At 37.1% G+C, this 14,361-nt stretch carries 12 protein-coding genes; 6 read left to right on the top strand and 6 right to left on the bottom strand.

Annotation, left to right across the window (positions count from 1 at the left end; all coding sequences use genetic code 11):
- Positions 1-83: 83 nt before the first annotated feature.
- Complete coding sequence (locus LIV57_RS01670; protein ID WP_227941165.1) at positions 84-1,412, top strand: M48 family metalloprotease; 1,329 nt, start codon at positions 84-86, stop codon at positions 1,410-1,412.
- 153 nt (positions 1,413-1,565) lie between these two features.
- Here LIV57_RS01670 and LIV57_RS01665 read toward each other — a convergent pair whose 3' ends face one another.
- The gene (locus LIV57_RS01665; RefSeq protein WP_110008345.1) at positions 1,566-3,095 is read right to left on the bottom strand and encodes a hypothetical protein; all 1,530 of its coding nucleotides are present in this window, start codon (positions 3,093-3,095) and stop codon (positions 1,566-1,568) included.
- A gap of 82 nt (positions 3,096-3,177) precedes the next feature.
- Positions 3,178-4,719, bottom strand: coding sequence for a glycine--tRNA ligase (locus LIV57_RS01660; protein WP_227941164.1), 1,542 nt, complete (start codon positions 4,717-4,719; stop codon positions 3,178-3,180).
- Between the two features lie 285 nt (positions 4,720-5,004).
- On the opposite strand from LIV57_RS01660, the gene LIV57_RS01655 reads away from it, so the two are divergent.
- Both LIV57_RS01655 and LIV57_RS01650 read left to right on the top strand, forming a co-directional pair.
- Entirely contained in the window at positions 5,005-5,700 is a 696-nt protein-coding gene (locus tag LIV57_RS01655) for a pseudouridine synthase (RefSeq protein WP_227941163.1), read from the top strand.
- Positions 5,701-6,001: 301 nt separating this feature from the next.
- Positions 6,002-7,039, top strand: a complete 1,038-nt coding sequence (locus LIV57_RS01650) for a quinone-dependent dihydroorotate dehydrogenase (protein ID WP_227941162.1) — start codon at positions 6,002-6,004, stop codon at positions 7,037-7,039.
- 30 nt (positions 7,040-7,069) lie between these two features.
- Here the strand turns inward: LIV57_RS01650 and LIV57_RS01645 are convergent, their stop codons facing one another.
- Positions 7,070-7,960, bottom strand: a complete 891-nt coding sequence (locus LIV57_RS01645; RefSeq protein ID WP_227941161.1) for a hypothetical protein — start codon at positions 7,958-7,960, stop codon at positions 7,070-7,072.
- A 28-nt stretch (positions 7,961-7,988) separates the two neighbouring features.
- Positions 7,989-9,233 (bottom strand): DUF445 domain-containing protein, encoded by a 1,245-nt coding sequence (locus LIV57_RS01640; RefSeq protein ID WP_227941160.1) that lies wholly within the window; start codon positions 9,231-9,233, stop codon positions 7,989-7,991.
- Between the two features lie 142 nt (positions 9,234-9,375).
- Between LIV57_RS01640 and msrB the strand changes: the two genes are divergently transcribed.
- Both msrB and LIV57_RS01630 read left to right on the top strand, forming a co-directional pair.
- On the top strand, positions 9,376-9,822 hold the full coding sequence (msrB, locus tag LIV57_RS01635) for a peptide-methionine (R)-S-oxide reductase MsrB (protein WP_227941159.1): 447 nt from the start codon (positions 9,376-9,378) through the stop codon (positions 9,820-9,822).
- 127 nt (positions 9,823-9,949) lie between these two features.
- Positions 9,950-10,705, top strand: a complete 756-nt coding sequence (locus LIV57_RS01630; protein ID WP_062673223.1) for a murein L,D-transpeptidase catalytic domain family protein — start codon at positions 9,950-9,952, stop codon at positions 10,703-10,705.
- Between the two features lie 29 nt (positions 10,706-10,734).
- On the opposite strand, the gene LIV57_RS01625 is transcribed toward LIV57_RS01630, so the two are convergent.
- The gene (locus LIV57_RS01625) at positions 10,735-12,108 is read right to left on the bottom strand and encodes a sensor histidine kinase (protein ID WP_227941158.1); all 1,374 of its coding nucleotides are present in this window, start codon (positions 12,106-12,108) and stop codon (positions 10,735-10,737) included.
- Positions 12,105-12,791 (bottom strand): response regulator transcription factor, encoded by a 687-nt coding sequence (locus LIV57_RS01620; protein ID WP_227941157.1) that lies wholly within the window; start codon positions 12,789-12,791, stop codon positions 12,105-12,107. The genes LIV57_RS01625 and LIV57_RS01620 overlap by 4 nt, the downstream gene beginning before the upstream one ends.
- Positions 12,792-13,030: 239 nt before the next feature.
- Here LIV57_RS01620 and LIV57_RS01615 point away from each other — a divergent pair, with 239 nt between their 5' ends.
- On the top strand, positions 13,031-14,359 hold the full coding sequence (locus LIV57_RS01615; RefSeq protein ID WP_227941156.1) for an OprO/OprP family phosphate-selective porin: 1,329 nt from the start codon (positions 13,031-13,033) through the stop codon (positions 14,357-14,359).
- Positions 14,360-14,361: the final 2 nt, after the last annotated feature.

The raw sequence follows: 14,361 nt of genomic DNA, 5'->3' as shown, positions 1-14,361 counted from the left end.
CTTTAACAAATTTAAAATAATTTGGTTATAAAATTTAAAATGAATCAGCAAATAAGTTATTTTTGTTCTTATTGATGAAAACTATGACCAGAAAAATTTTTGTATTGGGGTACTTCCTGTTTTCAATCCTGGGAACAGCCCAGATTTATAAACCGATAGATACTGCAGATTATATACAAAGAAAAGCATTTTTAAAGAGCTTTGAAGGGAATAATGAAGCGACTGTAAAGAGATTAAAGTCCCAATATTCCGGAAAAACAGGCTCTGAATTATCCAAAATTTATAAAGAATTCGGAACTGATTTTGAAAAGCAGGTGAAGAATAAGGATTTTATTTTTAAATCTGAATTTGAAACCAGCATACAGTCTATGATTCAACGTCTTAAAAAGAATAATCCTACAATTCCTCACGATCTGAAAATTCTGATTGCCAAAGACAACACTCCCAATGCCTATTGCCTTGCTGACGGAACTTTTGTCATCAATATGGGGCTTTACAGCTGGCTGAATAATGAGGAACAAATTGCTGCAGTGATTTCCCATGAGCTTGGACATAAAATAGAGGAGCACTCCCTGAAGACTTTTTTGAAAATTATAGAACAGGATAAACAGGATAAACTGGTGGTTGAGAATATCAAATCCACTACGACAAGCAGAAGCCAGAGCCAGAACCAGAAGGCTTTCGATATTTTTAAAAACAGAGTCTACAAGAAAAGCGTGGAAAGAAGACAAAATGAAATACAGGCAGATTCTTTAGGGTATGTTATTTTTAAAAACAGTGATTTCAGGAAAACAGAATTCGTCAATGCTCTTCAGAGGTTACAGGATTTTGATACGATCTCTCCAAGGGAATTAAAGGTGGAAACCTATAAAAAACTGTTTAATCTTCCCAGGCAGGCATTCAATGAGAAATGGATGAAAAAGGAAGATTTTTCCCTGTACAATTATAACTTTTATAAAGAAAAGCTGAACAAAGATTCTCTGGCATCGCATCCTGAAGTTTCCAGAAGAATAGAAGCACTTAAAAAGACTTTTACAGAGCTTGGTACTCCTGTGGGTCCGGAAAAACCCTCAGATCTGTTTTTAACATTAAGAAAAACTGCAAGGATGGAGATTGTACCCAATTATTTCCATTCGGAAGATTATGGACTGGGAATCTATACTGCCATGCAGTTTTTACAGGATGAAGAGGAAGAAAAATATTATAAGAGCTGGTTGGGAAGATGTTTCTCCAAAATATATGAGGCGAGAAAAAATTATAATCTCAACCGGTATCTGGACAGAATAGAACCTAAAAATCAAAGTGAAAGCTATCAGCAGTTTCTGAACTTTATGTGGAACTTAAGCCTTGATGAAATAAAGAATATAGCAGACTTTTATCAGACGAATGAGACGCTGGCAAAAGTAAACTGATTTTAATTATAAATGATTGAAATCTCAAAATAGGAACGGGCTATTATCCTGAGCTTAGTCGAAGGAGCCCGTTTTTGAAATAATAAAAAATCCGCTGGCTTAGGCCAAAACATAAAGAAAGAACCCTGATGTTTCGTCAGGGTTCTTATTATTTTAGTAATTTAATTTCTCCAAACGGATCTTATTGAATTTCTCTTTCTCGTTATACTCCCGAAGCAGGATATAACCTTCTTTTCCTACATATGGCGTTACTGCATAATTATCTTTTTCAGAGATTGGAATAATCTCCTGTTTGAATTTTCCATCAATAATGGTATTGATAAACAGATTCCATCTTTTTTGTTTGGTGACTTCATCTTTTTGATAGTCACGATAGAAAAATACCACGTCTTTTCCTCCGTTGAGGTACTGTGAAAACAGATAATCGCTGTTCACCCATTTTGATTTTTCCTTTTCAAAAACCTGAACATTTTTCACTTTAAAATCCTTATCCGTGTAGATATATACAAGATCCGTGGTCTTTGGTGCGTTATACTGACCGGCCGGCTTATACTTTTCTGATAAAATACCCACACTTCCATCATTCATAAAGTACATGTCTTTAGTCTGAAGCATGTATCCGCTTTCTACCATACCATTTCTATTGAGCTTCGGGAGAAAAGCAGAGATGTTGGGCTCGTAATTAATCGTTTTCGTATCTACAGAGAAATCGGATTTGTTGAGGAGCATTCTTGCAAACCCTACTGATTCTGAGTTATCATAGTTTCTTCCCAGCAAAACTACTTTATCATCAAAGGTTTTATCATTATCAAGCTTTCTGTAATTGGAGTAGAAGGATTCAATATTGTCTATGGTATCATCAGATAATCCGGTAATGGGTTTGCTGGATTTCTCTTTTCCGGTTTTCATATCAAGAACCATGAGACTGAATGTTTTCTGCTTGTCATTCACTTTTTTCATAATGCAGTACATATTGTTCTCATCCCTTTCCAGAACAGAAAGGGTAGTGTACAGTTTTTTGCTGCCGTCTGTGTTGTATTGATACCTCCAGATTTCCTTTTTGTTTTCATCAAACCTCATGAGGCTGTTGCTATTTTCATACTTACCGTAATCTTTGTATTCAACAGCAAAATAACCGCCTTCTTTCAGTTCTCCTACTGCGGAAACATAGTTGTAGCCTTTTTCTTTTTTCTCATCACGGTTTTCCTTACGCTGTTCTTTCCAGCTCTTAGGTTCGTTAATCTCTTTGAAAGTACCGTTTTCCAGATAGTCGTAATATATTTTCCGGGTAATGGAGTTGGTTTTCGGATCTATTACCATAGAAACCGGAGTAAATACTTCTTTACTTTTTACAAGAGAATAATCCATCATGGATGGTTTTAAGATAATCTGACCTTTAAAATCAACATATCCCAGATAAGAGGCTGCCGTGATATCTCCTTCAAACTCCTTATTGGCAACAGGGTTGAGGTTTTTATCAAGAATTACATACTCAAATTTCTTGGTCTTGTCACCGGATTTACCATAAGAATAGAGAGAAACGTAACCGTACAGATTATCTTTATCATCGAATAGCGCATTCATTCCTACGTGATCACCTGCAGCTAATGTTGTAAGGTCCTGAGTTTGGGAAAAAGCAAATGTCTGGATCAGCCCAAACATCATCAGAGTTATTTTTTTCATGGTTAGAATTTGAGGTATAAAAGTAATAAATTAACCCATATGTTGCGAAAAATAAAAAAGCCCTGAAACCAGGGCTTTGTAACTATAATTGAGAAAGTAAATTTCTGAAGTTTGTTTTTTCATCGATGATTCTTCTCAACTCTGAAACAGGAACTCTTTCCTGCTGCATCGTATCTCTGTCTCTGATGGTTACAGTGTGATCTGTAAGAGAATCGTGATCCACCGTGATACAGTATGGAGTACCGATGGCATCCTGTCTTCTGTAACGTTTTCCGATCGCATCTTTCTCTTCATAGAATAAGTTGAAATCATATTTCAGATCATTGAAAATCTTTTCAGCATATTCTGCTAAACCATCTTTCTTCATCAATGGAAGAATAGCTGCTTTAATGGGTGCCAATGCCGGAGGTAAAGATAAAACCGTTCTTTCTGAACCGTCTTCCAACACTTCGTCTCTTAAACAATGAGAGAATATGGAAAGGAATAATCTGTCTAAACCTACTGAAGTTTCCACTACATAAGGAACATAGTTTTCGTTTCTCTCAGGATCAAAGAACTGAAGTTTTCTTCCTGAGAATTCTTCATGCGCTTTTAAGTCGAAATCCGTTCTTGAGTGAATACCTTCCAGCTCTTTAAATCCGAATGGGAAGTTAAACTCAATATCAGCCGCCGCGTTCGCATAGTGAGCAAGCTTTTCGTGATCGTGGAATCTGTAGTTCTCATCTCCTAAACCTAAAGCTCTGTGCCAGTTCAGACGTTTCTGCTTCCATTGGTCATAGAATTCAAGTTCTGTTCCCGGAGCTACGAAAAACTGCATTTCCATCTGTTCGAATTCACGCATTCTGAAGATAAACTGTCTTGCAACAATTTCATTTCTGAATGCTTTACCGATCTGTGCAATACCGAAAGGAAGCTTGTGACGTGAAGTTTTCTGTACGTTTAAGAAGTTAACGAAAATACCCTGAGCCGTTTCAGGTCTCAGATAAAGATCCATTGCACTGTCAGCAGAAGCTCCCAGTTTTGTTCCGAACATCAGGTTGAACTGTCTTACTTCCGTCCAGTTTTTAGAACCTGTATCAGGATCTGCAATTTCAAGCTCCTCGATCAAAGCTTTTACATCAGCAAGGTCTTCATTTTCAAGAGACTTTGCCAATCTTGAAAGAATAGCCTCTCTTTTGGCTCTGTATTCAATAATTTTTGGATTGGTAGCTACAAACTGATCTTTATCGAAAGCCTCACCAAATCTTTTCGCAGCCTTTTCGATTTCCTTATTCTCTTTATCTTCAATTTTAGCACAGTAATCTTCCACCAAAACGTCTGCTCTGAAACGTTTCTTGGAATCTTTATTGTCAATCAATGGATCGTTGAAAGCGTCTACGTGGCCCGATGCCTTCCATGTTGTTGGGTGCATAAGGATCGCCGAATCAATGCCGACAATATTTTCGTTAAGCTGTACCATAGCTTTCCACCAATATTGTTTGATATTATTTTTTAGTTCGGCACCGTTCTGTCCATAATCATAAACAGCGGATAAACCATCATAGATCTCACTCGATGGGAAAATAAAACCATATTCTTTAGCGTGAGAAATCACTTTCTTGAAAACATCTTCTTGCTTTGCCATAATTTTTTTACGTCTGAAATGCAAAAATAGCAATTTGGATCCAAAATCATGAGATTCAATAAAAAAAGCAGTTAATAAACAGACAAATATTGACAATTTAATTTTTCAGGAGCCGGGAACCCGCTCTCCGTTGCAATTCCTCGCTCGGCGGCTCTGCTTCGCGCCGCCGCCTCACTGCGGGATTTTCTCTCAGATCGGGGCTATTGATAAAGGAATGTCAAAACCTGTTAGGTTTACAAAAATGGCAGCATATAATATCAATCGAAAAATCTTTACTTTTGCCGGATGTTAGAAATTCTTTATCGTGACGAGCATCTTATTGCCATCAACAAACCCAGCGGGTTACTGGTTCATAAATCTTTTTATGCCGGAGAAGCTGATACCTATGCTATTCAGGAATTGAAGAAACAGATCGGGCAAAAAGTGTATCCCGTACACCGGTTGGACCGGAAAACTTCGGGGGTTCTGCTGTTTACTCTGGATAAAGATACTCTTAGAATCATGAGCGAGCAGTTTGCATCACGTGATGTGGAGAAGAAATATCTGGCTATTCTTCGTGGCTGGACAAAAGAAGAAGAAACCATTGATTATGATTTAGTTAATGAAAATGAAGTCACGCAAAATGCTGTTACGTACTATCGCCGGTTGCAGACTTCAGAAATAGATTTACCTTTTTTAAAACATCAGACTTCAAGATACTCTTTGGTAGAAGCCATTCCTGAAACGGGAAGATTTCATCAGCTGAGAAAACATTTTAAACATATTCTCCATCCGATTCTGGGCTGTCGCAAACATGGCTGCAACAAACAAAATAAGTTGTGGCTTCAGACGTTTGACATCAACAAAATGACACTTCACGCCCATCAGTTGATTTTTAACCATCCTGTTTCTAACGAAAGAATTACAATAAATGCTACTATAGATGAAGAGTTCAAAAGAGTAGGAGACATTCTGAAATTTGATCTGAGTGCGTACTCTTAATTAAAACATCAAGATTTTAAATATCCTTGTCAAGGTTTTAAACCTTGACAAGGATGGGATTTCTAAGTATCCCATTCCATTTAACAGATAACACAGATTTCTCTGTACATATTGTTTTAACGCAATGCTCGCAAAGTTATTGATAAATAGCTTTTATTTTCTTTTCGATCGTAGCGTTTAAAAAAATGATCTCACCAATATGTATATCTTATAGATGCTGTATATGAGATATTTCGATAAAATATCATACATCAATCTAGCATTAATTTTAAAATGAGTAATTTTGTAAAACTTTTTTTCAATGTACAAATCGCTCATTCGTCCGATCCTTTTCAAATTTGATCCTGAAGAAGTTCATCATTTTACATTTTCAATGCTTAAAAATTTTGGATTTCTTACCAAACTGTTTTTACCAAAACCTATTGAAGACAAACGTCTGGAAAGAGAAATTTTCGGGTTAAAATTTAAAAATCCTGTAGGACTGGCTGCCGGTTTCGATAAAAATGCAGTGTTATTTAACGAATTGGGAGATCTTGGTTTCGGATTTGTAGAAATAGGAACCGTTACCCCGAGAGCGCAGGCCGGAAATCCTAAAAAAAGATTGTTCCGTCTCATTGAAGATGGTGGAATCATCAACAGAATGGGATTCAATAATGATGGTCTTGAAGCAGCTATTGAAAAACTGAAATCCAATAAAGGAAAAATAATCATCGGTGGAAACATCGGGAAAAATACAGATACAAGCCCGGAAAATTATACGCAGGATTACTTAGACTGTTTTGAAGGTCTTCATCCTCATGTAGATTACTTTGTATTGAATGTGAGCTGCCCGAATGTAGGAAGCCACGCGAAACTGGAAGATGTAGACTATCTGAGAGAACTGATTACGGAAGTGAAAAAAATAAACCAGTCAAAATCTGTACAGAAACCTATATTACTGAAAATTGCACCGGATTTGAATAACAATCAGTTAGACGAAATCATTGATCTGATCGCTGAAACAAAAATAGATGGTATTGTAGTTTCCAATACGTCCGTGAACAGAGAAGGCCTGAAAACCTCTCCGGAAGTTTTAGAAAAGATAGGAAATGGTGGATTAAGTGGAAAGCCCATCCGTGAAAGAAGTACAAAAATGATCAAATACCTTTCCGATAAAAGCAACAGGGCATTTCCAATCATTGGAGTAGGAGGGATTCACTCTGCTAAGGATGCGATGGAGAAGCTGGATGCAGGAGCTACGCTGGTTCAGTTGTACACCGGATTTATTTATGAAGGCCCGCAACTGATCAACGACATCAATCAGGAATTGCTAAAAAGAGCCAGCAGGTTGCCGAGATAAAATAAAAGAGAGTTGATATGACTCTCTTTTTTATTTTGACTTTACAACAGATGCGTTTTTAATATTTACTGTAAGCGTATGGGGCGGAGTGCTTTCGGATTTACCGATTTTATAGATAATCGTTTGTTTGTCTTTGGATTTTGTTTTGGTAACGTCATATATATTTTCGCGGCAGCTTTCAGTCAGGAATTCTTCATAGCTTTTATAATTCCAGTCTTTTGTGAAGTAAAGAATCCGGTAGCCTTTCTCTCCATTGCTTGCACCGCATTGCCCGCAGGCATTAAAATTTGATATTTCCTCAAAATACAGTAAAATCCTGTTCCCATTTTCTCCTGAAGAATAGGAGATTAGCTCGTTTCCACCTGCTTTATTGATGAAATCATAGGTGTTGATTTTCTTATTATTGGGTAAGTACAGATAATTGTTGAGACGGTAGATCATCGTATTGCCTGTAAATAATTTTGCAGGCTGGGATTTTTTGTCCAGATAAAAATGTCCGGGAACAGGGTTGGTATTCTGGCTGCTATTTTCAAATACAATAGATTCCTTTGGTGCTAATTTTTGGGCTATTTCATCCGTCTTTTCCACTTTCTGAAGAGAAGTGATCTGCTCTTTCAAAAGCTTTGAATTCTGTTTTTGTTTTGCTCCAAAATTATACAAATACAGGTTTCCATAGTAATCATATATTCCGGTAAGAGGGATTTTCTTTTTGTACTTGTTATAATAATACCATCCATCAACATAATGCTGATACTGATCACAATCTACTATTCCAGTATAGTTGAGTTCAATGGTAATCGGTATTCCTCCGATTTCTCCCGTAAACGTTTGGGAAGAATCCGTTACTTTCTTTAATTCAACTTTTTGACACAGGGCAAATGTGAGAAAACAAAAAAAGAAGACACTGAAAATTTTTTTCATGGCTGAGTGATCGTGGATTTTAGTTTTTTTAAATGAAGAAGTGTGCGATGGTGTAGATGATCAGACCGACCAGGCCTCCTACCAGCGTTCCGTTGACCCGGATAAACTGCAGGTCTTTTCCTACTTCCAGTTCCAGTTTTTCACTGAGCTCTTTTCCCTGCCAGTTCCCAACGGTAGTACTGATGAGGTTTCCGAATTGATGAGTGTTTTTCAGGATGTACTTATAAGCCGTCACACGAACCCAATGGTCAATTTTGTTCTGAAGGTTTTCATCTGTTTTTAAATTCTGGGCAAACTCATTCAGGTTTTTTGAAAGGTACTTTTTCAAAGCAGAATCCTCCTCCTGAAGTTCTTTCATCAATGTTTTTTTAATGGAAACCCAGATATCATTGGAATATTCATCCAGTTTATCATTTTTGAGAAGACCGTTTTTAATCGTTTTAAATTCCTCATCCCATTTCGGATCTTCTTTCAGATCAACGGAAAATTCATGAATCTTCTGAGTGATCAATGCTCTTACTTCATGCTGAGAATTTTCTTCTATTTCTTTGAAAAAATCAGAAAGTCCGTCGGCAATTTTATCAGCAATTTTGTTATCTACAAAAGATGGAATGAACGAATAACTGCCTTTTTTTACTCTCTCCTGGATCATTTCATCGTTTTCAATGATGTATTCTTTGATCTGTTTTGAAAGATTGGTGATGATTCTCTGGTGATCATTTTTTTCCAGTATATAACCGATTCCGTTTCCTACTACTTTATTAAGCTTGATATCATCCGTCATTTCAGACACCTTTTTGCTGATAAACTGGCTTACTGTAGAATCATCCAGTTTATTGAGAATATCAAGAACAATATCCGAAAGGTTTTTAATCAAAATGTCCTGGCTTTTTTCCTTGGCCAGCCATTCTCCTACAAAATTTGATACTTTGAGCTTTTGGATGTAAGGGCGAATATTCTGAGGTGAAAGGAAGTTTCCCACCACGAAATTTCCAAGATTGTCTCCCAGTCTCTGTTTACTATTCTCAATCAGGTTGGTATGGGGAATAGGAAGCCCCAGAGGATGACGAAATAATGCCGTTACAGCAAACCAGTCCGCAAGCGCACCCACCATTGCCGCTTCGGAAAAGGCCCGGACATAGCCAATCCAGTGAGAGTTATCAGACTTCTGTAAAATAGTGGTAACAATGAAAATAACAGCCATCAGGACAAATAATCCGGTGGCAAATGCTTTATATTTTCTAAGTTGTTTTCTTTTTGCTTCGTCATTCATATTCTCAAATTTACTAAATTTGGTTATGAAACCATTCGTGGTTAAAGAATTAAAATTTACTATGAAATTTTTAATTTCAATAACCCTATTAATTATTCTGCAGGCATGTACGCAGAAATATGAACCTATTAAAAAAACTCCTATGGAAAATACACAAGCAAAAAGCAATCCATATTACTCCAGAACAGATACTTCAAAACTCAATGTTTCCAATGAAGAATGGAAAAAAATCCTTGCTCCGGATCTATACGCAATAGCCAGAGAAGCGGCAACAGAAAGAGCTTTTACAGGAAAATATAACGAATTTGATGAGGTAGGAGAATATTATTGTGCGGTATGTGGAAATCATCTGTTCCGTTCGACATCAAAATTTTCCAGCAGCTGTGGCTGGCCGAGTTTCTTTGAAGCAGATAAAGAAGGCGTGTACTATGTAAGAGATCAGTCGTACGGTATGGATAGAGTAGAGGTACTTTGTAAAAGATGTGATTCCCATCTGGGACATGTTTTTGATGACGGTCCGAAACCTACCGGATTAAGATATTGTATGAATTCTGTAAGCCTGGAATTTGTTCCGGATTCTCAAAAATAACCACTTTAATTCACAAAATCAGGACGTTAAAGTTTCTTAAATAGCGTTAAACTTTGTAGAGTTATAACCCCTTGGTAATTATGTTTTTATAATTTTGCCCCACTAATTTGGATTTATATAGTATTGAATGAAAGGATTTTATAGCGTATTAGGCCTTGTTTACATGGTGACGACTTCATTCTACATTTCCCCAAAAGTGGTGGCGAAAAGTGAGAATGTGAAAACAACGAAAACTGAAAAAGTAGCTGAAACGAAATCTGAGAAGAACACTGCAGCAGTGTCTTCATCAGAAGCACTGTACCAATCTATTGCATTTGAGCCGGGGCATGAACTGAATTATGATGTGTTCTCAAAAGCATTGACTGGCTATGAAAATTTAAAAAAAGCAGGATTGCTTACCCAGGACTCGCATTTATTGACTATCTGCGATTTTTCTATGTCTTCTAATACAAAAAGACTTTGGATTATTGACCTTGAAGACAAAAAAGTTCTGTTCAACTCATTGGTAGCACACGGAAAAAATACCGGCGAAGAATTTGCGACGAATTTTTCTAACAAGGAAAGTTCGCTGCAGAGCAGCCTGGGATTTTATATCACGGATGCAACCTATCAGGGTGATAACGGATACTCTCTGAAATTATTGGGAATGGATAAGGGCTTTAATGATGCTGCATACAGAAGAGCAATTGTAATGCATGGTGCGGATTATGTAAGTGATGCATTTGCTGCGATGCACAAAAGAATCGGAAGAAGCTGGGGATGCCCTGCCGTCCCAAGAGAACTGACACAATCTATAATCAATACGATTAAAGGCAAAAACTGTCTGTTCATCTATTATCCTGATCAGAATTATCTTTCTTCCTCAGAATGGTTGAAAGCATAAATTAAAAAGCAGTCAAAAATGACTGCTTTTTAATTTTTGGAGGGAAATTTTACAGTAAATATACTTCCTTTGGCTACTTCAGAATCGATAGTCAATTTTCCTTCGTGTATTTCTACAATTCTTTTTACAATGGAAAGACCGATTCCGTTTCCTTTTTCGAAACTCTTATTGGAACCGCGGTAAAAAAGATCAAAAATTTTAGAAAGATCCTTTTCTGAAATACCGATCCCATGATCAATAAAATGGATTTTGATATGTTCCTGTTGGGTTTCTATCTCGATATGACAGCTTTTGTCTGCCGAATATTTACAGGCATTCTCTATTAAGTTGGAAAAAGCAACCTGCAGCAGGTAAGGATTGCCATAAAAATCATAATTGTTTTCATCATCATCTGAGGCATTGCTCATATAATTGATCCCGATTTTGTAACTGGCATTTTTCTGCAGCAATGCAAGCTTGGCTTCTGCCAAAATCTCATCCAGACGTAGATTGGTAAAACTGATTTGTGATACATCATAGCTGGCTCTGGCAAAATCCAAAAGAGCAGAAGATAGTTCCGAAGCGTCATTGGCATCCTGCAGAGCATTGTCAATAGAAAGCTTATAGTCATCCAGGGTCACGTTAAGTTCCTTGGCAAGCTCAAGTTCTGCAATTAAGGTAGAAAGAGGAGTCCGGAATTCATGAGAAATAGTGGTCACGAATTGCTTATGATTGTTGAAGGATTTTTCAAGCCTGTTGAAGGTAGAATTAAAAGTTTCTGTGAGTTCATAAATCTCATCTTTTGCCTTGGGAATATCCAGCCGTTTATTAAGGTTGTGCTCTGAAATATCACGGATCTGGAGAATGATATCCTTTAAAGGCTTAAGCGTATAATAGGAAAAAAGAAATCCTATAATAAAAATGATAACAATCGAACTGATGTAGATGATGATGATATCTTTTTTAAACTCAGAAATATGGGCCTTTCCCGTGACGTCTACCGCACTTCCAATAATATAATATTTTTCTCCGTTGGAGGAGAGCTGAATGGCAATATACTGACGATCACCCCGCTGCCAGAATATTCTGTTTTTATCGGATCTGATCATTTTATCCAGATATTTTTCATTGCTTTTGAGAGGAGGAAGATCTGTGAAGGTAAGCTCTTTTTTGCTGTTATAAACGCTGATGTCTGCTTCATTCAGAAGTTTTTGGTTACGCTGGTGGAGTTCACGGATTTTTTCATCACTGATTCTGGCATCAAATATAAATTCTGAACGCCAGATCACTTTGTATCCCAGCCGGTCATTGAATTCATCTTCTCTGTTTTTTTCAGAAACAAAATAAAGAACGTAAGCAAACAAAAATAAGATGCCTGCCGTAAGGATGGAATAAATGAGTGCTGTTCGGGTTGCTATTTTCATAATTGTGAAGCAAAAATAAATCCTACTCCGGGTTTGGTGTGAATCAGTTTATGATCAAAATTTTTATCAATCTTTTTCCGTAAATAAGCAATATAGACATCAATATAATTGGTTCCGGTGTCGAAATGATTCCCCCATACATTTTCGGCAATTTCTTCACGGGTAAGAATTCTTTCGGCATTGCTTACCAGAAATACCAGGAGTTTAAATTCTTTGGGAGTAAGTTCTATTTCCGCTCCGTTTCTGAAAACTCTGTTGAATTTCTTATCGATCTTCAGGTCATAATATTCCAGATCGTTCAGATAGGCTTCTTTATTTTTAATTGATCTTCTCTGCAGAATGGCTTTGATTCTCACATAGAGCTCTCTAATCTCAAAAGGTTTCACCATATAGTCATCTGCTCCGGCGTCAAATCCTTCAATTTTTTCATCAATCGTTCCCAGAGCGGTAAGCATGATGATGGGGAGGTCAGGATATTGCTGTTTGATCAGTTTGCACAGATCAATGCCACTCATTTTCGGGAGCATAATATCCGTAATGGCGAGATCAAATGTTATTTTATTCAGCAGGATAATCGCATCTTCTGCATCTTCCGAAATATAAACCTGATATTGCTGGCTTTCCAGCCCTCTTTTCAAAAGGCTTGAAACACGTGAGTTATCTTCTACAATTAAAATTTTCATAAAGAAATACGATGAATAGGGGTGTTGGTTTTTCAAACGTTTTTTTTGATTTTAAAAGCCTGACCTTCATTTATTCCCAAAGCACTGTACAAAGGTATTTTATATTTTTCTTTTATCAGAAAACATTCCCCCTTTTAATAGTTTTCTATAAGGTTTCTAATAGATTTCTAATACCTGTCGGCCTTTTAGCAATCTAATTTTGTCCCGTTGAAATCAACAAAAGATAAGAATAGAAAAATATGAAGACTACCTCTTTCAAAACAGCAATTGCGTTGTTTTCCTTATTAGGACTTATGGGGAAATTAGAAGCCCAGAAAAAAAATGATTTTAATAATCCCGGATTGACTCATTATTTCAATGAAGATCACTCAAGATATATTTCCTTTAGCGGATATGCAGAATTGTGGGCCAGATATACCCAGCTTAACCCTGGAAGCCTTGTCAATAACGAAGCAAAATCAGACCTGTCTGACCTTTCGCTTAGAAGAGTTCGTGTAAAAATGACTTATAAGCCAACAGAAAAGCTGATGTTTGTATTGCAGGGTGGAACTACCAACGTGAATGTCAATGCAAAAGGAAGTAACTATTTTGACCTTTTGGATGCTTATGCTGAATACGCTTTTAATGATAAAATTGCTTTTGGGGCAGGACGTTCTACATGGCGCGGCCTTTCAAGATTTACTACAGGACCTTTGAATACGCTGTTATACGACCTGCCGGCTTACGCAACCTCCAATGCGGGAGCAACAGATTATACCGTAAGGGAATTGAGTGCCTATATTAAAGGACAGCTCGGAAGATTTGATTATCGTCTGGTAGTGGCTGATCCTTATACCATGGCAACTTCTGATCCGAAACTGAATGTCGCTTCCTTTAGTAAAAACTCTCCCGGAAAAGATTTCTCAGGATATTTCAGATATGCTTTTTTGGATAAGGAAAATATTTCTACTCCCTTTAATGCAGGAACTTATGTAGGGAAGAAGAATGTACTGAGTCTGGGAGCGGGGTTTGATTATATTCACAATGCATTATGGCATCTGGATTCCGGTAAAAATACAGTGAATGATGATATGAAAAGCTTTGCAGTAGATTTATTTTATGATGCACCACTGAATAAAGAAAAAGGAACGTCAATAAGCGCTTATGGGATGGCGATGCATAACGACTACGGACCCAATTATATCCGGTATGTAGGTACCAATAATCCTGCGACTTCTGTAGATGTTACACAAGCGAGTCTGAATGGAGCAGGAAATGCAATGCCTGTTATCGGAACCGGAAATACATATTATGTACAACTGGGAGGAACCCTGCCTTATCTGGACAAAGAAAAGAAAAGTCTTCAGCTTCAGCCTGCCGTAGGAATGCAGCTGTCAGATCTGAAAGGACTTCATGATAATGCTGTGATCTATGATGCAGGAATATCTCTGCTGATGAACGGAATGTCTTCCCGTTTAACCTTTGACGCTCAGAACAGACCCGTTTACACCAATGACCCTTCAAACAATGCCGTAGTTTCAGACCGGAAATGGCAGTTTGTCCTTAAATACAGAATAGATTTTAATTAAAA

This window comes from Chryseobacterium sp. X308 (genome assembly GCF_020733145.1).
Classification (GTDB): Bacteria; Bacteroidota; Bacteroidia; order Flavobacteriales; family Weeksellaceae; genus Chryseobacterium; species Chryseobacterium cupriresistens.
Note: the sequence above shows the minus strand (reverse complement) of the source record. Positions and strands in the feature narration are given on the sequence as shown.

Excerpts from the sequence above, each read along its gene's own strand:
- LIV57_RS01620 (WP_227941157.1), bottom strand. The coding sequence starts at position 12,791 with ATGAAAATTTTAATTGTAGAAGATAACTCACGTGTTTCAAGCCTTTTG.
- LIV57_RS01615 (WP_227941156.1), top strand. The coding sequence starts at position 13,031 with ATGAAGACTACCTCTTTCAAAACAGCAATTGCGTTGTTTTCCTTATTA.
- LIV57_RS01640 (WP_227941160.1), bottom strand. The coding sequence starts at position 9,233 with ATGAATGACGAAGCAAAAAGAAAACAACTTAGAAAATATAAAGCATTT.
- LIV57_RS01645 (WP_227941161.1), bottom strand. The coding sequence starts at position 7,960 with ATGAAAAAAATTTTCAGTGTCTTCTTTTTTTGTTTTCTCACATTTGCC.
- LIV57_RS01625 (WP_227941158.1), bottom strand. The coding sequence starts at position 12,108 with ATGAAAATAGCAACCCGAACAGCACTCATTTATTCCATCCTTACGGCA.
- msrB (WP_227941159.1), top strand. The coding sequence starts at position 9,376 with ATGGAAAATACACAAGCAAAAAGCAATCCATATTACTCCAGAACAGAT.
- LIV57_RS01655 (WP_227941163.1), top strand. The coding sequence starts at position 5,005 with ATGTTAGAAATTCTTTATCGTGACGAGCATCTTATTGCCATCAACAAA.
- LIV57_RS01665 (WP_110008345.1), bottom strand. The coding sequence starts at position 3,095 with ATGAAAAAAATAACTCTGATGATGTTTGGGCTGATCCAGACATTTGCT.
- LIV57_RS01630 (WP_062673223.1), top strand. The coding sequence starts at position 9,950 with ATGAAAGGATTTTATAGCGTATTAGGCCTTGTTTACATGGTGACGACT.
- LIV57_RS01670 (WP_227941165.1), top strand. The coding sequence starts at position 84 with ATGACCAGAAAAATTTTTGTATTGGGGTACTTCCTGTTTTCAATCCTG.
- LIV57_RS01650 (WP_227941162.1), top strand. The coding sequence starts at position 6,002 with ATGTACAAATCGCTCATTCGTCCGATCCTTTTCAAATTTGATCCTGAA.
- LIV57_RS01660 (WP_227941164.1), bottom strand. The coding sequence starts at position 4,719 with ATGGCAAAGCAAGAAGATGTTTTCAAGAAAGTGATTTCTCACGCTAAA.